This window comes from Flavobacterium sp. HJJ, from assembly GCF_015351475.1.
Taxonomy (GTDB): domain Bacteria; phylum Bacteroidota; class Bacteroidia; order Flavobacteriales; family Flavobacteriaceae; genus Flavobacterium; species Flavobacterium marginilacus.
The window spans coordinates 207,555-230,660 of the sequence record NZ_JADKPR010000003.1; the positions used below are offsets into that span (position 1 = coordinate 207,555).

The window sequence follows — 23,106 nt, forward strand, 5'->3', positions numbered from 1 at the left end:
AAATAATAAATAAATAGTTAGAAATGAAAAAGATACAAATTGTTTTATTTTCATCATTAATGATGTGCTTGTTTTCCTTCACAAATATTGGTGATAAAGACAAGCTCAAAGGTAAAACAGCAAAAAATCCACCAGTGTTTTCCAAAGTGGTTTATCAGGGGGACGATCAGTTATATAAAAAGAATCCATTAAAAGCAGGGGAGTTTTATACCCCGGTGCTGCAGGGGTGTTATCCGGATCCGGCAATTACAAGGAAAGGGGATGATTATTATATGGTTTGTTCATCATTTGCAATGTTTCCCGGCGTACCTATTTTTCATTCTAAAGATTTAGTAAACTGGACTGATTTAGGCGGAGTTTTAAATAATGTTAACGAATTTAATCCGCACGATACGGGTATCAGTGCAGGAGTCTACGCTCCGGGGATAACTTACAATCCGCATAATGATACTTTTTATATGATTGTTACAGCTTTTACAGGGAATATGGGAAATATTATAGTAAAAACCAAAGACCCGATGAAAGGCTGGGAAAGCCCAATTAAACTAGATTTTGGAGGAATTGATCCATGTATTTTTTTTGATGATAATGGAAAAGGTTATATCGTTCACAATGATGCTCCGGATAAAGGCAAAGAACTTTATATTGGTCACCGCGTAATTAAAGTATGGGAATATGATACTGCAGCTGACAAAGTAATTCCGGGTACTGATAAAATTATTGTTGACGGAGGAGTAGATCTTTCTAAAAAACCTATTTGGATTGAAGCGCCGCATTTGTACAAAAAAGACGGTCGTTATTATTTAATGTGCGCTGAAGGTGGTACAGGAGGCAATCATAGTGAGGTGATTTTCATCAGTGACAGCCCAAAAGGTCCTTTTAAACCTTCATCAAACAATCCCATCCTAACACAAAGATATTTTCCAAAAGACAGAGCTAATAAAATTGATTGGGCAGGACATGCTGATTTAGTATTAGGACCGGATAATAAGTATTACGGAGTATTTTTAGGAATACGCCCTAATGAAAAAGACAGAGTAAATGCAGGACGCGAAACGTTTATGCTTCCTGTGGACTGGTCTGGAACGTTTCCTGTTTTTGAAAACGGATTAGTTCCAATGGAACCAAAATTAAAAACGCCAAACGGAGCTGAAAATAAAACCGGAAAGGATGGATTTTTTCCTAATGGAAATTTTACTTTCGAAGAAAATTTTACTTCCAATAAATTAGATTACAGATGGATAGGATTAAGAGGGCCACGCGAAAATTTTATTTCGGTAACTAAAAAAGGACTGCAGATTAATCCATTTGAAGTAAACATTAAAGAAGTTAAACCTACTTCGACGCTTTTTTACAGACAGCAGCACAATAGTTTCACTTTTGCCACAACAATTGATTACAAACCAGCTTCCGAAAAAGATTTGGCAGGTATTACATGTCTGCAAAATGAGAAGTTTAATTATGTTTTTGGTATCACCAAAAAAGGAAATGATACTTATATTTTGTTAGAAAGAACAGAAAAAGGGGAGTCTAAAATTATTGCAAGTACAAAAATTGACATCAAAAAACCAATCCGTCTGCAGGTAAAAGCAACAGGAGACAGTTATGAATTTAGCTATTCAATTGATGGTATTGACTTTCAGAATTTAGGAGGAGCAGTTTCTGGAGATATTCTTTCAACTAATGCTGCAGGAGGGTTTACAGGCGCATTGGTAGGATTATATGCAACTGCTGCTAATGATGCTCAGCCTCAGTAAAGAGAAGATGCAGTTTTTAAGTTACAGACCCCGAAGGGATTTTAATTTTGGGGTCTTTGATACTGTAATTTTTAATGTAAAGTCTCGCTTATAGGCTGTCTTAAATCTATTTATAATCAATTATGATTCAATTGAAAATGAAATTTTATACGTTATCAGCAGTATTGTTTTTAATGGCAAATACATTTGGTCAGTCAATTAAAAAAAGTGTCCAGCAAACACCTCCTCAATATGTTTTGCATCAAATGGAAACACATGCTTTTACAATTGCGGCTAATGGTAAATCAGCTTCTATTTATGTTGATCCAAGTGATTGGAAAGGAGTTGTCCGCGCTGCGAAAGATTTAGGAGATGATGTCCGAAAAGTAACAGGGGAATCTTCTCAGGTTTTTGAAAGCATACAATCTGAAAAGAATTCTATTGTGGTAGGAACTATCGGTAAAAGCCAGATTATTGATAAATTAATAGCTGCTAAAAAAATTGATGTTTCTGGTATAAAAGGACAGTGGGAATCATTTTTAATTCAGACAGTAGACGGTCAGTTAATAGTAGCAGGCAGTGATAAACGGGGGACTATTTATGGAATTTATGATATCTCGGAAAAAATTGGCGTCTCTCCATGGTATTTTTGGGCTGATGTTCCAATTAAAAAAGTAAAAGAACTTTACATTAAGCATGGAACATACATTCAAAATTCGCCAAAAGTAAAATACCGCGGCATATTTATCAACGATGAGGAACCTTCATTTGCACAATGGGCAAGAGGAAATTACGGAGGAATAAATTCCAAAATGTATGCCACTATGTTTGAATTACTTTTGCGTTTGAAAGCCAATTATTTATGGCCAGCAATGTGGGGAAAATCATTTAATGAAGACGATCCGCTGAATCCCGTAGTTGCTGATGAATATGGCATTGTGATGGGAACTTCACATCATGAACCGATGATGCGTTCGCAAAAAGAATATACAGATAGAAAAAAAGAAATTGGGGAATGGAACTTTGAAACCAATGAAAAGAATATTAGTCAATTTTTTTACGATGGATTAGAACGCAATAAAAATTTTGATAACTTAATCACCATTGGAATGCGTGGCGAAGGTGATGTGGCAATGGGACAAGGTGACGATTTAAAGAACATTAGCACTTTGCAGAATGTTATAAAAAAGCAAAGAGGAATTATTCAAAAAGTATATAATCATCCTCCTGAAAATCACCCTCAAGTTTGGGCTATATTTACAGAAGTGCAGCGTTATTACGATGCAGGCATGACAGTTCCGGATGATGTTATTCTTTTATTCTGTGACAATAACTGGGGACAAATACGACGTACTTATCCAGAAAAGGAAAAGAATAGAATAGGAGGGGGTGGATTGTACTATCATATTGATATGAACGGAGGTCCTTGGAATGATCGTTGGCTTAACACTACTACAATTCCTAAACTGCAAGAACAATTTAATTTGGCTTATCAATCAGGTCTTGATAAATTATGGATAGTTAATGTTGGTGACTTAAAGCCTAAAGAACTTCCTATTGATTTTATTATGCGTTTTGCCTGGAATCCAGATGGAATCCCAGCGGATAAAACTTGGAATTATACAGTTGATTGGGCTAAGAGAATTTTTGGAAAAGAACATGCTGAAGAGATTGCAGATATAGTTTCAAAGTATACCAAATATAATCTTTGGCGTAAACCTGAAGTACAGGTTGCTAATATTTTTAGCGTTGTCAATAACCATGAATCGGATAGAGTATTAAAACTATGGAGGGAAGTAACTGATAAAGCAGAAAAATTAAAATCAGAAATTCCTTCAGATGCTCAAGATGCTTATTATCAATTAGTATTGTATCCAGCGAAAGCTTCGGCCGGCGTTGCTGAAATCTTTCTGGCAGCCGATAAAAACAGGCTTTTTGCAAAACAAGGCAGAGTAAGTGCAAATGATTTTTACAAACGTGCTCAGGATCTTTTTGAAGAAGATAAAAAAATGAGTGATTACTACAATGATACAATGTCCAAAGGGAAGTGGAAGAATATGATGAGTGACGTTCACATGGGGTATACAATGTGGTCTATGCCTAAAGCTAATCAACTTCCTGAGATGAAAGAAATAACTCCATTAGCTGAGCCAACGATGGGTGTCGCTATAGAAGGATCTGAATTATCATGGCCGAATGCTACTGATAAAGCAATATTGCCTGTATTTGACGGATTGGCTAAATCCAGTTATTATATTGACGTATTTAACCGTGGTCTTGGAAAATTTGAATTTGTTGTTAAAGCAAATAAACCTTGGATTAAATTAAGTCAGTCTAAAGGGGTTGTTGAAAAAGAAACACGTATTCAGGTAGATATAGACTGGAATATTTTAGCCGATGGAACTTTTGATGGTGTGATTGAAGTTAGTCAAGGAAATAATATAGTATCTGTTCAGCTTGACGCTGTAAAAGCAGATCAGCCAAAAATTAACGAACCTTATTTTGGGAGTTTAACGGGAGAATTTTCTATTCCTTCAAATAAATACAATGCTAATATACCAGGAAAGAATGCAAAATGGATTGCTTTATCAGATTTAGGAAGATCAGAAGCGAGTATGGGAATTTATCCAGCAAATGCACCAAGTGCAACTGTAGAAACAGCTCCTCGATTAGAATATAAAGTCTTACTTTCTGAAAAAGGAAAAGCAAAAGTTTTTTTAGGTATTCTTCCTGTGCAGGATGTTAATCCAACTCGTGGATTGAGAATTGCAGTTGCTTTAGATAATCAAACACCCCAAATTATTGATGCTCGAAAAGGTATGGTTGATGAGTTCAACGAATATACCCCAAGTAATTTAGCGAACTCAAAAGTGTTAAAACCACTTCCTCCTTTAAACAGAGATTGTTATTTGAACGGCAGTGGTAAGGAACGGCGAAGCGATATTTTTGACAATATGAGGTGGCTTGATACAGCATTAGAAGTAAGCGAACCGGGTATTCATACCTTGAAAATCTTTATGATTGATCCAGAAGTAGTGATTGACAACATTGTTATCAACCCAAATAATAGGTATCCCAGTTATTTTGGACCAGTTCCAAATCAGTATAATGCAAAATAATTTTTAGATTCAATATGAAAAAGCAACATATCAAATGGGTTTTGTTTTTTAGTCTCCTCATTATTTTGGAGGGATGTAAATCCAGTCAAACAGCCGTAAATGGAATTGAAAAATCCAATACTCAAAATTGGGTAGGAACTTGGGCTGCGGCACAAATGCTTGTTGAACCCAATAATATGCCGCCTGCTCCAGGTTTGGCTGAAAATACATTAAGGCAGATTATCAGGGTTTCAATTGGAGGGAAAAAGCTGAGGTTACACTTTTCAAATATATATAGTGATCAGCCAACTGTTTTAAAATCGGTAAGTATTGCAAATGTTGCTGATGCTCCGGCTATTGATGCAGCTACGCAAAAGACACTCAGCTTCAAAGGAAATCCGGGAGTAACAATGAACCCTCAGGAAGAAGTGTTTTCAGATGCTTTTGATTTTGTGCTGCAGCCAGGCCAGCTTTTAGCGATAACTATTCATTATGGGACTGCTTCGCAAAAAACATCCGGGCATCCGGGTTCCCGAACAACGTCTTATATTTTGGAGGGAGATAATCTGAACAACGCTGCTTTTTCGGGTGCGGTGAAGACAGACCATTGGTATTCAATTATGGGAGTGGATGTTATTGCACCTAAAAAATCGGCAAATATTGTCTGCTTAGGGAATTCTATTACTGATGGACGAGGTTCAGGAACTAATAAACAGAACAGATGGACTGATATTTTTTCTGGACGTTTATTGGAAAATAAAGGAACAGAACATATTGGAGTTTTGAACTTAGGAATTGGAGGAAACTGTGTTGTCAGAGGCGGATTAGGTCCAACAGCATTGAATCGATTTGACAGAGATGTACTTTCTCAGGCTGGAACAAAATGGTTAGTAATTCTTGAAGGTATAAATGATATTGGAGGGATTAAAACTGCTGAAGAAGCTCCAGTAAGGGCACAGGAATTGATTGCTGCCTATAAAGTGATGATCGACAAAGCACACGCTAAGGGAATCAAAGTGTATGGCTGTACTATTCTGCCGTTTGAAAAATCATTTTATGATGCGCCTTATCGACAAGAAGCCAGAGATATTGTAAATGCATGGATTCGAGGAAATAATGGTTTTGATGCTGTAATTGATTTTGATGCAGCAATGGCTTCAGAGCCTGGCTCAAAAACTATTTTACCCAATATGCATGATAAGGATTTTTTACATCCAAATGAATTGGGTTACAAAAGAATGGGCGAAGCCATAGATTTAGGTTTATTCAAATAAAGCTATGAGTTAGCTTTTGTAAAAAATCAATAAAAAACTTGAATTCAAGAATAGTTTTAAATAGAAAATACTATAAAATCAAAAGAAAATTACTTATGAGAAATATATTTATAGCTGTAGTATTAACCTCTTTGACTTTTTCGAGTACAATTGCCCAATCGCTAACAACACAAGTTCAAGTGAAGCAAGGTCAGTTGCTAGGAACTGCTGAAGATGGATTACTGGTTTTCAAAGGAATTCCATTTGCAAAACCGCCGGTTGGAGATCTTAGATGGCGTGCTCCTCAGCCAGTAAAAAAGTGGGATGGTGTGCTGCAGGTAAATAAATTTGCGCCTGGCCCAATTCAAGGTGGAAATCCGCCTTCTGGAAAAAGCGAGGATTGTCTTTACCTGAATGTATGGACACCAGCTAAATCTGCAAAAGAAAAAGTTCCGGTACTGGTATGGATTTATGGAGGCGGATTTGGAGCAGGTGCAACTTCTGAAGCCTCCTACAACGGTAAAAACTTAGCCAAAAAAGGTGTTATATTGGTAAGTATTGCCTACCGCGTCGGACAGTTAGGTTTTATGGCGCATCCGGAACTGAGCGCTGAAAATCCAAAAAATGTTTCAGGAAATTACGGTTTACTGGATATGATTGCAGGTCTGCAGTGGGTAAAAGAGAACATTGCTGCTTTTGGAGGCGATCCAAATAAAGTAACCATTTTTGGAGAATCAGCAGGAGGTATTGCAGTAAGTATGTTATGTGCTTCGCCTTTGGCAAAAGGGCTGTTTAATGGTGCTATATCACAAAGCGGCGGTTCATTCGGTCCTTCAAGACTTACAACGTATCCAGGTGAAAACATGAAAACACTTAAGACAGCTGAAAATGAAGGAGTGGATTATATGAAAAATGCCGGAGTGGCTTCAATTGAAAAATTAAGGTCGATTGAGGCTGATAAACTCCCTGCAGGGCGAGGTTGGCCCATTACTGACGGGTGGGTAATTCCAGACGATCAATACAGATTATATGAAGCGGGCAGATATAATGATATTCCCGTTCTTATTGGTTACAATTCAGATGAAGGGGCAAGTTTTACACGAACCAAAGACCCAAAGGAATTTATCAGGAGTGTAGAAACGCGCTATGGTAAATTCGCAGAAAATCTTTTAAGAGCTTATCCTGTGGGCGATTCTTCAGTTCCTAAAACGGCTCGTGATTTATCCCGCGATGCTGCTTTTGGCTGGCAGACATGGTCTTGGGCGAGACTTCAGGCAAAAACGGGAAAGTCAAAAGTGTTTTTTTACTATTTTGATCAGCATCCAGATCATCCTAAAGATTCACAATACTATGGTTTTGGTTCTTACCATGGTCAGGAGGTAGCGTATGTTTTTGAGAATTTAGATAAATCAAACCCACAAACGAGCAAGTCAGATTTAGCCGTTTCAGATCTAATGGGAACTTATTGGACAAACTTTGCAAAGTATGGTGACCCTAACGGCAAAGATATTCCTAGCTGGCCGGCTTTTAACAATTCGGATCCCAAGTTAATGTATTTCAATAATAGTGCCTACACTGGTCCAGTTCCAAGTTTAAAATCACTAGAGGTTTTAGATTCGTATTTTTCGTGGAGGCGTACACCAGAAGGCGAAGCTTGGGCAAAATAAATTCTATTTCAAATTATACTAAATTATAAATGCTAACTGCTTAATTGACCATTAAACTATGAAGAATAATATCAGCCTAATAATGTTTGCCATCTTATTATTTACCGCAAACACAATGTTTTCACAAAACCCTAATTTCCAGATCTACCTGAGTTTTGGCCAGTCTAATATGGAAGGGAATGCTAAAATTGAACCTCAGGACACTGTAGAAGTTGATGGGCGTTTTCAGGTTTTGGAAACAGTAAACTGCCCGGAGCTTAAACGTGAAAAAGGGAAATGGTACACAGCTGTTCCGCCATTATGCCGATGCAAGACAGGTTTGACGCTAACCGATTATTTTGGAAGAACAATGGTCGCCAATCTTCCCAAAAATGTAAAAGTTGGGATTATTAATGTAGCAGTTGGAGGCTGTAAAATTGAGCTTTTTGATAAAGAAAAATATGAAGCATACATGACAACTGCTCCAGACTGGATGAAAGGAATGGTCAAAGAGTATGATGGAAATCCTTATGCAAGATTGGTTGAAATGGCAAAAATTGCCCAGAAAGACGGTGTGATTAAAGGAATTTTACTGCATCAGGGCGAATCGAATACTGGGGATACGCTTTGGACAAAAAAGGTCAAAATTGTGTATGACAATTTGATGAAAGATCTTAAGCTGAATCCTAAAAATGTACCGCTGCTAGCTGGAGAAACCGTTAATGCTGACCAAGGCGGAATATGTGCCAGCATGAATACAATTATTGCGGCTCTCCCAAAAACAATCCCTAATTCTTATGTGATTTCATCCAGCGGATGCACCGTTGCCAAAGACAATCTGCATTTTGATGCTGCCGGCTATAGAGAATTAGGAAAACGATATGCTGAGAATATGCTTTCGTTAGCAAAAAATAAAGCGTCTAAATAATATAGAATTTCAGCAATGATTTTACTGCCAATCAGCCAAATAAAGTTTACCAAATGAAAAAGCCAAATAAAGTTTTTTGTGACAGCAGTAATATAAGACTACTTCTAGTATTGCATTTTGTACTGCTGTCAGTTTTTGCTCAGGCACAGGAAATAATCACTTTATATTCGTCTGCAATTCCCAACTCAAAACCATCGGCTGTAAAAGAGTCAGGAATAGGAATGTATAAAGATGTAACAGTTCCAACTCTTGAATACTTTAAACCGAATGCTGAAAAAACTTCGGGAGCAGCGGTAATTATTATTCCAGGAGGCGGTTATTCTGTTGTGGTTTATGATGGAGAAGGGGTAAGCACTGCTAAAGCTTTGGCTGAAAAAGGTATTGCAGCATTTGTACTTAAATACAGACTGCCAAATGACGCAATCATGACGGATAAAAAAATAGGTCCGCTGCAAGATGCACAGCAGGCCATTAAATTAGTAAGGGATAATGCTGAAAAATGGGGATTGGATAAAAATAAAATTGGAATTATGGGCTTTTCAGTAGGCGGACATTTGGCTTCTGCCGCCGCAACTCATTTTGAAAAATCCTATATAGAAAATAAAGAGAATACAAGCCTTCGTCCAGATTTCCAGATTTTGGTGTATCCTGTAATCAGTATGACAAATGCTTTGACACACACAGGTTCAAGGGATAATTTACTGGGGAAAAATCCAAGTGATGAAGTTGTCAATTTTTTTTCAAATGAGCTGCAGGTTCAGGCTAATACCCCTCCGGCATATTTGACACATACTGCTGATGATAAGGTAGTAGATGTGGATAACAGTATTGTCTATTTTGAAAAATTGAGAAATTATAAAGTGCCAGTTGAGATGCATATCTATCCAAAAGGGGATCATGGATTTATTTTTAAACATCCGGGATGGATGGAACCGCTGTTTAGCTGGCTGGAGAGTAATGCCTGGCTGAAAAAATGATTTGTTACAGCATTATTTTGAATTACTAATCAACTCTATAAAATGACAAACCAAAAATATCTATACAAAAGCATTTATCTGGCAGGCTTTTTTTTATTAGCTGTTATTGTTTCTTCGAATGTGCTTTCTGCTCAAGGGAAAAAGAACTCAAAAGGAGCATTTGAAAATATAAAATACAGAAACATTTTTTTAGAAGCAGGCTATAAAAAAGCAGCTATTGATGGAAAACTTTCTAAAGCTTATCACGATGTTTTTGAAGGCCCCAGCCGTGTTTATTTCACAGTTGGTGATACGATGGCTTATGTATCGGATGTGAAAAATAAGGATGCAAGAACAGAAGGAATGTCATATGGAATGATGGTGGCAGTGCAGCTGAATAAAAAAGATATTTTTGATAAAATCTGGCGATTTTCTAAAGCCTATCTGCAGCATCAAAGCGGTCCTCGTGAGGGGTATTTTGCGTGGAGTCTTAATCCGGTTACGATGAAGCAGAATTCTCCAGGATCTGCATCTGATGGAGAACTGTATTACATAACCAGTCTTTTGTTTGCTTCAAACAGATGGGGTAATAATACCGGCATTAATTATTACAAGGAAGCCAGACGAATACTGGATGCTATGTGGAAAAAAGACGGAACAGGCAATATTTATAATCTGATTAATACTGAGCATAAGCAAATAAGTTTTGTACCTGAAGGGAGAAATTACAATTGGACAGATCCGTCTTATCATTTACCCGCTTTTTATGAAATATGGGCTGAATATGCAAAAGATGGACATGAGCAATTTTATAGGGATTGTGCCGATACTTCAAGAGTGTTTTTTCATAAAGCGACACATCCGGTAACGGGTCTGAATTCTGATTATACAGAATTTGATGGTAAGCCCCATGTAACTCCATGGATGCCGGCAGGATTTCGTTATGATTCCTGGCGTGTTCCAATGAATATTGCAATGGATTATGCTTGGTTTGGTAAAGACAAAAAATGGCAGAAAGAATATGCCGTGAAGTTTCAAAAGTTTTTGAGATCTAAAGGAATGGATACGTATCAGGATCAGTTTAATCTTGACGGTTCAGCTCCAGAATTTATTCTGCAGGCGGGTACTGTGAAAAAATTAAGGCACTCGATTGGGTTAGTTTCAACAGCTGCTGCGACAGCAATGATAAATGATGAAAAGGGAAGCTTGGATTTTGTGCATGCAGTCTGGAACGCTAAGCTTGAACCGTATGAGGATGGCTATTTTGACCCTTATTATGATGGTCTAATGTATCTTTTTAGTCTGATGCATTTGAGCGGTAATTATCAGATAATTACTCCTCAGACTAAATAGATTAAGTATTATCTGCGATTAGATTGAGTAATTAAAAATTAGAATTCTCATAGTTTACAATTTATCGGAGTTATTATTTAGCTAATGAATTATCAGTAAAGCTTGTTGTTTTTATATAAGATAAATTAATAGAATTAGTTAAACCTTAAATTGTTTTTATAAATAATGGCAAAAGAGCACAAGTGTTTCTCTTTAGCCCCGATCGCAGTGGAAATCCTTGTGGGCTGGGGTTCAGCCCACAAGATTGCAGCGAAGAGCGGGACCAATCTTGCTTAAAATACCCAATGTTACTGCTCCAAAAAATACTAATTGGGTTCAGGTTAAAAATTAATTGAGCATATAAAGTGAATGAAATATGCTTGCCATAATTCCTGTTTGAACGGAACAGGTGTATCAGAATAAGTTTTAAACATATTGCCAATATTATTTTATTAATCAAAAAACCAACAAAATTATGAAACAGTATTCTATTGTTTTGGCGCTGTCATTGACTTTAATTAGTTCGTTAATGACCGCACAGACAGCTTCGTCAAAAATTATTGAAGATTTTAAGCCTTCAGTATTAAATCAGCCAGGGAAAGAGTTTCCTCAGGTAAATTCTCAAGGTTATGCCCGTTTTCGTATTGAGGCACCGGCAGCAGACAGTATAATAGTAAGCCTTGGATTAGGAGGTAAAAAAGGAGGGACAAAACTTTCTAAAGGAGCAGATGGTGTTTGGACAGGTACTACAGCAGGTCCTATGGATGAAGGTTTTCATTATTATCATGTCAATGTAGATGGAGGAACATTTAACGATCCGGGGGCACTAAATTTTTATGGCTCTGTACGTTGGGAAAGCGGTATTGAAATTCCTGCTCATGATCAGGATTTTTATGCATTAAAATCAGTCGCTCACGGAAATGTACAGCAGATACTTTTTCCATCGAAAAGCACTAATACATCCCGCCGTGCCTTTGTTTATACACCTCCAGGATATGAAAAAGAGCAGTCCAAACGCTATCCTGTATTATACTTACAGCATGGCTGGGGCGAAGATGAAACGGCATGGAGCAATCAGGGTCATGCTAATTTGATTATGGACAACCTCATTGCTGAAGAGAAAATTAAGCCATTTATTATTGTGATGACTTATGGAATGACAAACGAAATTAAGTTTGGCGGATTAAAAAACTTCGATATTACTCCTTTCCAGACTGTGATGGTTGACGAATTAATCCCTTATGTCGATGCAAATTTCCGTACAGTTGCTAAGCAGTCTTACCGTGCCATGGCAGGTCTCTCGATGGGAGGGATGGAGACACGCATGATTACACTGAAGAAAACAGATGTTTTTTCTCATTATGCACTTCTTAGCGGAGGGCTTTACAACCCGGAAGATATTAAAGATAAATCTAAAGTAAAATTGATCTTTTTGAGCTGTGGAAGTAAAGAAAATCCCGATGGTGTAAAAAAATCAGCAACAGCTCTTAAGAATGCTGGGTTTAATGCTGTTTCATATGTTTCTGAGGGTACCGCACATGAATTTCAAACTTGGCGCCGTAGTTTGAAAGAACTGGCTCCGTTATTATTTAAAGAGTAGTTAACGGGTTGTATAACTTATAAAAGATAAATCATGGACAAACTTAAGAAAGCGATAATGCTTCTTTGTTTATGCAGTATTTCCAACATTACAATTGCCCAAAAATTAGTGCTGAATGAAAAGGAATATTTTGAAACTCAGGGCTTAAATGTTCTGGTTTTTAATAATGAATACAATGGGATGTTTTTTGATGAGAAAACGGCTGGGATAGAATTTATACATCATGGTGTCAGGACTGTGACCGGCGGTGCCGTTAGGCTTCATAATACACCGGAACAATGGGATTTAATTCCAAAAATGATCAGTCGAAAAGTTGACAAGTCAAACAGCACTATTGAAGTAGCACTGCGATACGAAGAATTTGATTTTGATTCGAAAGTAGTAGTAACTGCAAAAGACAAGGGGTTTACAATTTCTGTTTTTCTGGAAAAACCATTACCAAAACAATTGGAAGGAAAGGCAGGCTTTAACATGGAATTCATACCCACTTCTTACTTCGAAAGCAACTATCTAGTTGATGGAAGGGCAGGAACATTTCCAAGATATCCTGCCAGCAATACTGAAATTCGGTCTTCAGCTCAAAAGATTCCGCAGTTTGGCGGGCATAATACGTTTGACGATCGTGGAAAAAATGAATATATAGTGACGCTCCCATTAGATTCTGGCAAGAGTTTAACCTTTGCACCTGAAAACCCAGAGCGTACTGTAAAAATTCAGTCCGAGGATCAGGATGTGATGCTTTTTGACGGGAGAAATCTTGGGCAGAATGGATGGTTTGTTGCCCGCAGTATTTTTCCAGCAAATAAAACAGGCAAAGTGCTTACTTGGTATGTAGAACCAAATGCGATTCCAAACTGGATAAGAAAACCAGTAATTGGATTTTCTCAAGTAGGTTATATGCCAAACCAAAAGAAAGCTGCAGTTATTGAACTTGACAAAAATGATAAACCGCTGGCTGTAGCATCTATTTTTAAGCTTAATGAAAATGGAGAATTTGTTGAAAAATTAAAGGCAGATGTAAAGGTTTGGGGGAATTATTTAAGATATAATTATGCGCAGTTGGATTTTAGTTCAGTTAAAGAAGAAGGTCTTTATTATATCCAATATGGAGATCAAAAAACGAACACTTTCCAGATAGAGGATGATATTTATTCAAAAGTATGGCATCCTACTATGGACGTATGGTTTCCTGTTCAAATGGATCACATGGAAGTCAATGAGGCATATAGAGTTTGGCATGGAAAACCATTTTTAGATGATTGTCTCCAGGCACCGTTAAATCACGAACACTTTGACGGGTATAAACAAGGACCTACTACAGAAACCAAGTACAAACCTTTGGAACGCATTCCGGGTATGGCTGTAGGCGGCTGGTTTGATGCTGGTGATTTTGATATACAGACATTTTCACATGTTAGTGTAATCAATAGTTTTGTTGAATCTTGGGAAGCATTCAAAGTAAAGAGAGACGAAACTTATATAGATCAAAAAACGCAATATGTAGATATTCACCGTCCTGATGGTAAACCAGATTTGCTGCAGCAGATTGAGCATGGAGTTTTGAACCTAGTTGCACAAGTTGAAAATATTGGTCATCCTGTACGAGGTATAATTGTACCAAATCTGCATCAGTATCATCACTTGGGGGACGCGTCTACAGAAACTGATAATCTGCCGTATAATTCATCGCTTAAACCATATGAGTCCAATGGAGTTTCGAGCGGTACACTTGATGACCGATGGGCTTTTACAAATAGAACTTCATTTTTGGATTATAGGACAGCCGGAGCATTAGCAGCAGCAAGCAGAGCTTTGAAAGGGTATAATGATGAACTTTCAGCTAAATGTTTGTCTAGTGCTATAAAGCTTTTCAATGAAGCAAATGAAATTGCAAAAAATGCTAAGCCTGATGACAGCCCAATGTCCAAATGGGGAAAAGGAAGTGATATGATTGCAATGATGCAGTTATATCTTAGCACAAAAGAGAATCAATACAAAACAGGTTTCTTGAGTAAAATCTGGAATCAATTGGATGAAAATTTGGAATTTAATATTAATTCGGCACTCTTGGCTGTACCATACATGGATGACAGCTACAAAGCAAAAGTGCGTGATTATGCAATTAAATATAAGATTGCTATTGACAAAGAAACTTCAGATAATCCGTATGCTGTTCCTATAGTGAAAAGAGGCTGGGGAGGCAGTTCTCAGGTTATCAATTGGGCAAGTACTAATTATTATATCTATAAATTTTATCCGGACATTATTGATAAAGAATATGTTTATCAAGGATTGAATTATGTTTTTGGATGTCATCCGTATTCTAATCTGTCATTTGTGAATGCGGTAGGCAACAAATCCAAAAAAGTGGCCTATGGCGGTAATCGGGCTGACTTTACAACTATTGCGGGCGGAGTAGTTCCAGGTCTTATTTTTCTGAAACCCGACTTTTTAGAAAACAAAGATGACTGGCCTTTCTTTTGGGGTGAAAATGAGTGTATTATTGATGGCGGTGCCTGGTATGTTTTTTTAGCAAACGCTGCAAATGAATTGGCACAAAGCCAGCAAAAAAAATAATATGACAGTCCGCAAATAATACCATGTATTTTTTTGCCACTGATTACACATATTCTCACAGATTTCAGTACTGTTTTTTAAAAAAATCTGTGTAAATCTTTTTAATCTGTGGCTGATTCGATCTGTTTGGGATTAGTTAAGAATAGTCATAAAAAATAATATTAAAACTTTAAAAAACTAAATATGAAAAGATTTTTAAGTGCAGTCATTTTAATTTCTGTTTTGCATTACCATCCAAGCTGGAGTCAGGAAGCACAAGGCGTAACTCAGGATTTTAAGGCTTCATCAGTAAACCAGCCCGGAAAAGAATTTCCGCAGGTTAACTCTCAAGGGCGTGTACGTGCGAGTATTGCTGCTCCTAATGCAAATAAAGTGCAGCTGGATCTTGGAGGAGTGAAATATGATATGATAAAAAATGGAGCAGGAGTCTGGACAGGAGAATCTGCTCCGCAGGACGAAGGATTTCATTATTATCAGTTGAATATTGACGGAGCTTCTGTTCCAGATCCGGGAACATTATATTTTTATGGTGCAGGACGATCAGGCAGCGGAATCGAGATTCCAGCTGCGGATCAAGATTTTTATGCTCTGAAAGATATTCCTCATGGTCTTGTTAGTGAAAATATTTATTTCTCAAAATTGACTAATTCGTTCAGACGCTGTTTTGTGTATACTCCAGCGGTTTACAATGAGAACACAAAAAACCGCTATCCAGTTCTTTATCTGCAGCATGGAAGTTTTGAGGATGAAACGGGCTGGTCAGTTCAGGGTAAAGCCAATTTGATTCTGGATAATTTAATTGCTTCCAATCAAGCGGTTCCTATGATTGTTGTTATGGATAATGGATATGCTTATAAAAAAGAAGAAGGAAATACAGCAAATAAGCCTGCTCAGTCTGTGTCGGTTTTTGAAGAAGTGGTGATGACTGAGGTTATTCCAATGATTGATTCAAAGTTCCGAACTATATCAGATCGCGGGCATAGAGCGATTGCAGGACTTTCTATGGGAGCCAATCAAACTATGAGAATTGCAATGAATAACTTGGATAAGTTTGCTTATTATGGAGGATTTAGCGGTACTTCAAATTATCCAAGTGCTGATGAAATTGATCCAGCTGTATTTTTAGGCGGAAAATTCAATGACGCAAAAGCAGTAAATAAACTGCTTAAAGTTTTATGGCTTGGACTTGGAACAAAGGAACCAAATCCTTTTCCCGGTTCAATAGGAGCTTTCAGGAAAATGCTTGATAAACAAGGTATTCGATATGTGTTTTATGAGTCTCAAGGTACAGCTCATGAGTGGTTAACCTGGAGAAGATCTTTATATCAGTATGCCGGCTTATTGTTCAAGTAATAAGTATTCGATTAATTAAAAACATATTTAAAATGAAAAAAAATCTTTTGTCAATTCTTGCTTTAGTCATCATGACGAGCAGTTTATTGGCACAAAAAATTGAAAAAGAAGGGCCAAAAGGCTTTGATCAGGTTCGAACAGGAATTCCTAACGGGAAAGTGGAGAGTTTAGAATACAGCTCTAAAACTGTGGGAACAAACAGAAAAGTGACTGTATATACTCCTCCTGGTTTTAGCAAAAGTAAAAAATACCCAGTTTTGTATTTACTTCACGGTATAGGCGGTGACGAGAAAGAATGGTTAAACGGAGGCAGTCCGCAAGTGATTTTAGACAATCTTTATTCCGAAGGCAAGATTGAGCCGATGATTGTTGTTATGCCAAACGGCCGTGCAATGAAAGAGGACAGCGCCGCAGGTAATATAATGGCTCCGGATAAAGTGCAGGCTTTTGCCACTTTTGAGAAAGATTTACTAAATGATCTTATTCCTTTTATCGAGAAAAAATACCCAGCTCTCAAAGACAGAGAACACCGTGCAATTGCAGGTTTATCTATGGGCGGAGGGCAGTCTTTAAATTTTGGATTAGGAAATTTGGATAAATTTGCCTGGGTAGGAGGATTTTCATCTGCTCCAAATACTAAGATGCCGCAAGAGCTGGTTCCTAATCCTGAAGATGCAAAAAAGAAATTAAAGCTGCTTTGGATTTCCTGCGGAGATAATGACGGGCTTATTTATAATAGCAAGCGCACTCACGATTATTTGTTTAAAAATGATGTGCCTCATATTTATTATATTGAGCCGGGTGTTCATGATTTTAAGGTGTGGAAGAATGGATTATATATGTTTTCACAGTTTTTGTTTAAACCGGTAGATTCTTCAACTTTTGCAAAATACACTATTTTGGGAACTCCGGCAGAAACGAATATCCGAAATGCCAAATATCCTCAGATACTGCCTGATAACCGAGTTATTTTTAAAGTCAAAGCACCTGAAGCGGTAAAAGTTCAAATTGATTTAGGAAAAAAGTATGACATGGTTAAAGACAGTGAGGGAATCTGGAACGTTACTACCGATGTTGTTAATAAAGGATTTAATTATTACTCATTGCTTATTGACGGTGTAGCTGTTGCCGATCCGGCAAGTGAAACTTTTTATGGCATGGGCCGTATGGCCAGCGGCATTGAAATTCCAAACAAAGAAGGAGATTTTTATGCTTTAAATAATGTGCCGCATGGTGAAATCAGCATAAAAAAATATTTTTCAAAAGCCACTAATTCCTGGCGCGAAATGTATGTTTACACACCGCCAGGTTATGATAAAGCCACCGAAAAGTATCCGGTATTGTATCTGTTGCATGGAGGAGGTGAAGACCAGAGGGGTTGGGCAGCACAAGGTAAAGCTAATTTAATTTTAGATAATTTAATAGCCGAAAATAAAGCCAGACCAATGGTAATTGCAATGCTTGACGGTAATATGGGAAATACCGGAGGGATTGCAGGATTTAATGAAAATGCATTGAAAGCTTTTGAAAATGAATTAAAAAATGGAGCAATACCATTTGTAGAAAGCAATTTTAAAGTTGTGGCAGATGCTAAAAACAGAGCCTTAGCCGGTTTATCGATGGGAGGTTTACAGACGCTTTATGCCGGAGTAAAAAATTCGGATATGTTTTCCAGTATTGGTGTATTCAGCTCAGGATGGTGGGCAAATAGTCAGGAATTGTCAGGGCCTCAGTATGAGTTTATGAAAAATAATACAGCTGCTATTAATTCAAATCTTAAAGAATTCTGGATTTCAATGGGTGGCAAAGAAGATATTGCTTATGAAAATTGTAAAATAATGATGAGCAGGTTTGATGAGATGGGGATTAAATACAAATACAGTGAATATTCCGGAGGGCATAGCTGGCCAGTTTGGAGACATGATTTATTTATGTACACGCCGTTATTGTTTAAGTGAAATTGTTTATGGTGACTCGTCCTAAAATAGATTGACAAGTTTTACAATAAATTAGTTAAAACCAGTGGATAAAATTCACTGGTTTTTTCATAAAATTACTCTATGCTGCTTACTGTAATTTTTGACGCTATCCCAAAAAGTGTGCAAGTTTAAAATATGGGGTTTGGACTTTTTAATTAAAGCTGAGCCCTTTTTTCAATTAAGCCAAGAGCTGTTTTTAGCTAAGTGTTAATATTACAGCATCTTATATGGTAAAAATTACATTCCAATCCTTTATACTAGGTATTAATTATATTTTTTTATAAGACTGTCCGTAAATAATGCCATGTAATTTTTTTGCCACTGATTACAAAGATTCTCACAGATTTCATTACTGTTTTTTTAAAAAATACTTGCCATATTTTTTTTGTTAATTAAAAATTTCAATGATATAATATAAATGTTGTTTTTTATTATAAAATCTGATTTTGAAAAATAGACTTCTGAATAAAAATTGAGATACATAGTTGATTTTTAGTTGCTAAATTTATTAATGTAATATTTTTTTTATTATATTTGAGTTAATATAAAATAAAAAAATGTTATAATTTGCTTGTCTGAATGTAGTCAAAATTTTAATTTTTGTAATCCAGCATTCATCATTTAATTGGTTTTAATTTTTAAATAAACTATAAAAATCTAAATATTATGAAAATTGTAATTGTTGGAAGTGGTTATGTTGGGCTTGTAACGGGTGCTTGTTTTTCAGAGGTAGGTATTACTGTTACATGTGTTGACATAGACCAAAATAAAATAGATAACCTTAATAAAGGCATTATACCTATTTATGAACCTGGTCTAGAAGATATGATTGCCAGAAACATGAAAAAGGGACGATTGAATTTTACAACTAATATTGCAGAAGCTCTCCAAGATGCAGAAGTTTTATTTATTTCTGTTGGAACTCCTCCAGATGAGGATGGCAGTGCAGATTTGAAATATGTTCTAGCAGTTGCCAGAGAATGCGGTAAGCATATTAATGATTACTTATTAGTGGTTACAAAAAGTACCGTACCCGTAGGAACTTCTAAAAAAGTTAAACAAGCTTTACAAGAGGAATTGGATAAAAGAAATAGTGATGTAGAATTTGATGTAGCTTCAAATCCAGAATTTCTAAAAGAGGGAGCGGCAATTGATGATTTTTTAAAACCCGATAGAATTGTGGTTGGAGTAGATAGCGAAAGAGCCGAAGATTTATTGAAGAGTTTATACAAGCCATTTACCCTTAATGGTCACCCAGTAATTTTTATGGATATCGTTTCTGCCGAAATGACAAAATATGCTGCAAATTCAATGCTTGCAACAAAAATTAGTTTTATTAATGAAATAGCAAACCTCTGCGAAATTGTTGGTGCTGATATAAATAAGGTAAGAAAGGGCATTGGGTCAGATTCGCGTATAGGACAAAAGTTTTTATACGCAGGAATTGGATATGGAGGTTCTTGTTTCCCAAAAGATGTTCAGGCATTGATAAAAACGGCAAATGGATATAATTATGATCTGCGGGTACTTAAAGCTGTTGAAGAGGTTAATAAAGACCAAAAACTAGTACTTTTTAATAAAATAATGAATTATTTTAATGGAGAAATTAAAGGTAAAACTATTGCATTATGGGGACTTTCTTTTAAGCCGCAAACTGATGATATGCGTGAGGCACCTTCATTAAGTATAGTAAAAAATCTTTTGGAAGCGGGTGCAGTAGTAAAAGCATATGACCCAATTGCGATTAATGAAGCTAAGCATCACTTTGGGGATACAATATTATATTATGAAGATCAATACGAAACACTAATTGATGCCGATGCTTTAGCCATACTTACAGAATGGCCGGAATTTAAATTTCCTAATTTTAAAATTGTTCAAAAATTGCTTAATACACCAGTAATTTTTGATGGACGTAATATATATGACAGAGAAGAAATGAAAGAAAGCGGTTTCGATTATTTCTGTATTGGCATAGATACAGCTAAAGATAATATAAAATCGTAAGGCTATGTCTAGAAAAAAAATTCTTATAACCGGCGGTGCTGGTTTTGTTGGTTCGCACTTATGTGATCGTCTATTAAACGAGGGTAATGAAGTGTATTGTTTGGATAATTTTTTTACTGGACAAAAGCAAAATGTAGTACACTTATTAGATAATCCTTATTTTGAATTAATTCGTCATGACGTTACAGCACCTTTCTTTATAGAAACTGATGAGATTTATAATCTGGCGTGTCCTGCTTCTCCAATACACTATCAGTATAATGCCATTAAAACAATGAAAACATCAGTAATGGGAGCTATTAACATGCTGGGGCTTGCCAAACGGGTTAATGCAAAAATACTACAGGCATCAACCAGCGAAGTGTATGGGGATCCATTAGTTCATCCGCAGCCTGAATCCTATTGGGGCCATGTAAACCCGATAGGAGAGCGAGCCTGTTATGATGAAGGGAAACGTTCTGCAGAAACCTTGTTTTTAAACTATCACAAGCAGAATAATGTCAAAATTAAAATCATTAGAATATTCAATACATACGGTCCAAGAATGCATCCAAACGATGGACGCGTAGTTTCGAATTTTATTGTTCAGGCGCTGCAGAATCAAGATATAACGGTATACGGACAAGGAAATCAAACACGAAGTTTTCAATATGTTGATGACTTAGTAGAAGGTATGATAAGGCTTATGGATTCTAAAGATAGTTTTATAGGCCCCGTAAATGTTGGAAATCCAAATGAATTTACGATTCTGGAATTAGCAAAAAAAGTAATAGAACTAACAGATTCTAAATCAAAAATTATTTATAAGCCTTTGCCTTCGGACGATCCTATGCAGAGACAGCCAGATATTTCTTTAGCTAAAAAAGAACTCGACTGGTCACCAAAGATAAATCTAGATGAAGGATTAATAAAGACTATAGATTATTTTAAATCAATCATTTGAACTGAATTAAATAAGCAATAATAATTTTAAAACAATAAAATTATGAAGAAGAAAATTTTAGTAGTAGATGATGAAGTTAGTATTTGTCTTTTGTTAGAAAACTTCCTTTCCAAAAATTATGACATAATTACAATTAATAATGGTTTAGATGCTCTAATATGGCTGGATACCAGTATTCCGGACTTAATTATCAGCGATATTCAAATGTCAAATATGGATGGCTATGAATTTTTAACAAAACTTCGTCAGCGTGGATTTACAAAGCATACGCCCTGCATAATGCTTTCAGGAAAATCAGAAAGCAAGGAACGTATTAAATGTTACAAACTAGGTGCTCAAGATTATCTCACAAAGCCTTTTAACCCAGAAGAGTTAGATGAATTAGTTAAAAAAAATCTATATCCAATTCATTATGCTATTGAGTGGTAAGGACTTCGATAACTAAGATTAAAATTTAATTTAAAGACCTAATCAATATGAATCCAAATTTTAATGTCTTGTATATTGGAAATGTTTCTGGATATTTTGATATCATAGAACAAAAACATAAATGGTCAATAATTACTTTAGAAAATAGTGCTAAGGCTACTAATTACCTGAACACTCAAAAGCATCCTGATGCAATTATTTGTGACTATAATTTAGCTGGAAACAATGGAATATATCTTTTTGATTGGATCCGAAAAAATAAAGAATTTAGCGGTATTCCATTTATCCTTTTATCCAAGGAATTTAATGTTGATATTTATAAGTCGGCATTTAAAAAACAAATTGACGATTTTTATGTAACTTCTGTAACTTCTCCAAAAGATATTTTAGAAAGAATAGAATTCCTTTGCTTCAATAAAAATCCTTTGCGAGTACAAACAATACAAAAAGCCATTGAAGAGACTTATATAATGCCTTTGTCAAAACGTATTTTTGATGTTTTTGTAGCCTCTGCAGTACTTTTATTCGTCTCGCCATTTTTGCTTCTTATTATGCTTGCTATACGATTAGAATCAAAAGGGAAAGTATATTATATATCAAAAAGAGTGGGCCGCAAGACATTTGACTTTTACAAACTAAGATCAATGCGTACTGGTTCAGACGAACTTTTGAAAAAATTAGCTCAAGAAAAAAACCAGTACAAAAAAGAAGCTGCAATAACAGATAGTCCGTTAGACACACCTTGCCCTAAATGCAGTGAACTGCCAGAAGGAGAATCATGTTCGCCTTTGATGTATATTGAAACTCACGTGATTTGTGATTATTGGTTTAATGTTCAAAAACGAGAAGCTGCAAAAAATAATTCAACTTTTGTCAAAATTGTTGATGATCCCCGTGTTACTAAAGTTGGTAAATTCATTAGAAATACCAGTATAGACGAGTTGCCACAGTTAATTAATGTATTAAAAGGGGATATGTCTATCGTTGGTAACAGACCTTTGCCAGTATATGAAGCAGAATTGTTAACCGCTGATGATATATCAAAAAGATTTTTGGCTCCTCCAGGCATTACAGGTTTATGGCAGGTAGAACTTAGAGGTAAGGGCGGACAAATGTCTGAAGAAGAGAGAATGCGTCTTGATAATGAATACGCTGATCTTTTTAAAGGTGACAAGTATTCTTTTTGGTATGATCTAAAACTCATTTTGCGAACAATTCCTGCACTGCTTCAAAAAGGTTCAGTTTAAAAAAAAAATATGGTTTGCCTCC

General features: G+C 36.2%; 15 protein-coding genes. All 15 read left to right on the plus strand.

Annotated elements, in window-relative coordinates:
- Positions 1–23 precede the first annotated feature (23 nt).
- The 15 genes from IRZ80_RS04070 to IRZ80_RS21200 all read left to right on the plus strand — a co-directional run bounded on the left by IRZ80_RS04070 (position 24) and on the right by IRZ80_RS21200 (position 23,084).
- Entirely contained in the window at positions 24–1,757 is a 1,734-nt protein-coding gene (locus tag IRZ80_RS04070; RefSeq protein ID WP_194640283.1) for a glycoside hydrolase family 43 protein, read from the plus strand.
- Between the two features lie 137 nt (positions 1,758–1,894).
- On the plus strand, positions 1,895–4,855 hold the full coding sequence (locus IRZ80_RS04075) for a glycosyl hydrolase 115 family protein (protein ID WP_194640284.1): 2,961 nt from the start codon (positions 1,895–1,897) through the stop codon (positions 4,853–4,855).
- Between the two features lie 14 nt (positions 4,856–4,869).
- Complete coding sequence (locus tag IRZ80_RS04080) at positions 4,870–6,108, plus strand: SGNH/GDSL hydrolase family protein (RefSeq protein ID WP_194640285.1); 1,239 nt, start codon at positions 4,870–4,872, stop codon at positions 6,106–6,108.
- Between the two features lie 95 nt (positions 6,109–6,203).
- Positions 6,204–7,754 carry a carboxylesterase/lipase family protein gene (locus tag IRZ80_RS04085; protein WP_194640286.1) on the plus strand — a complete coding sequence of 517 codons (1,551 nt, stop codon included), beginning with the start codon at positions 6,204–6,206 and terminating at the stop codon, positions 7,752–7,754.
- Between the two features lie 58 nt (positions 7,755–7,812).
- Positions 7,813–8,661: a sialate O-acetylesterase gene (locus tag IRZ80_RS04090; RefSeq protein ID WP_194640287.1), complete on the plus strand. Its 849-nt coding sequence runs from the start codon at positions 7,813–7,815 to the stop codon at positions 8,659–8,661.
- Positions 8,662–8,714: 53 nt separating this feature from the next.
- Positions 8,715–9,638 (plus strand): alpha/beta hydrolase, encoded by a 924-nt coding sequence (locus tag IRZ80_RS04095; protein WP_194640288.1) that lies wholly within the window; start codon positions 8,715–8,717, stop codon positions 9,636–9,638.
- A 42-nt stretch (positions 9,639–9,680) separates the two neighbouring features.
- Positions 9,681–10,970 carry a glycosyl hydrolase family 8 gene (locus IRZ80_RS04100; protein ID WP_194640289.1) on the plus strand — a complete coding sequence of 430 codons (1,290 nt, stop codon included), beginning with the start codon at positions 9,681–9,683 and terminating at the stop codon, positions 10,968–10,970.
- A gap of 454 nt (positions 10,971–11,424) precedes the next feature.
- Positions 11,425–12,549: an alpha/beta hydrolase gene (locus IRZ80_RS04105; protein WP_194640290.1), complete on the plus strand. Its 1,125-nt coding sequence runs from the start codon at positions 11,425–11,427 to the stop codon at positions 12,547–12,549.
- 33 nt (positions 12,550–12,582) lie between these two features.
- Positions 12,583–15,126, plus strand: coding sequence for a glycoside hydrolase family 9 protein (locus IRZ80_RS04110; RefSeq protein ID WP_194640291.1), 2,544 nt, complete (start codon positions 12,583–12,585; stop codon positions 15,124–15,126).
- A 183-nt stretch (positions 15,127–15,309) separates the two neighbouring features.
- The gene (locus IRZ80_RS04115; protein ID WP_194640292.1) at positions 15,310–16,479 is read left to right on the plus strand and encodes an alpha/beta hydrolase-fold protein; all 1,170 of its coding nucleotides are present in this window, start codon (positions 15,310–15,312) and stop codon (positions 16,477–16,479) included.
- A 32-nt stretch (positions 16,480–16,511) separates the two neighbouring features.
- Positions 16,512–18,437, plus strand: a complete 1,926-nt coding sequence (locus tag IRZ80_RS04120; RefSeq protein ID WP_194640293.1) for an alpha/beta hydrolase-fold protein — start codon at positions 16,512–16,514, stop codon at positions 18,435–18,437.
- A 687-nt stretch (positions 18,438–19,124) separates the two neighbouring features.
- Positions 19,125–20,465, plus strand: coding sequence for a UDP-glucose dehydrogenase family protein (locus IRZ80_RS04125; protein WP_194640294.1), 1,341 nt, complete (start codon positions 19,125–19,127; stop codon positions 20,463–20,465).
- 4 nt (positions 20,466–20,469) lie between these two features.
- Positions 20,470–21,408, plus strand: a complete 939-nt coding sequence (locus IRZ80_RS04130) for a UDP-glucuronic acid decarboxylase family protein (RefSeq protein WP_194640295.1) — start codon at positions 20,470–20,472, stop codon at positions 21,406–21,408.
- A gap of 42 nt (positions 21,409–21,450) precedes the next feature.
- Positions 21,451–21,837, plus strand: coding sequence for a PleD family two-component system response regulator (locus tag IRZ80_RS04135; protein WP_194640296.1), 387 nt, complete (start codon positions 21,451–21,453; stop codon positions 21,835–21,837).
- Positions 21,838–21,884: 47 nt separating this feature from the next.
- Complete coding sequence (locus IRZ80_RS21200) at positions 21,885–23,084, plus strand: sugar transferase (RefSeq protein WP_194640297.1); 1,200 nt, start codon at positions 21,885–21,887, stop codon at positions 23,082–23,084.
- The last annotated feature ends 22 nt before the right edge of the window (positions 23,085–23,106 follow it).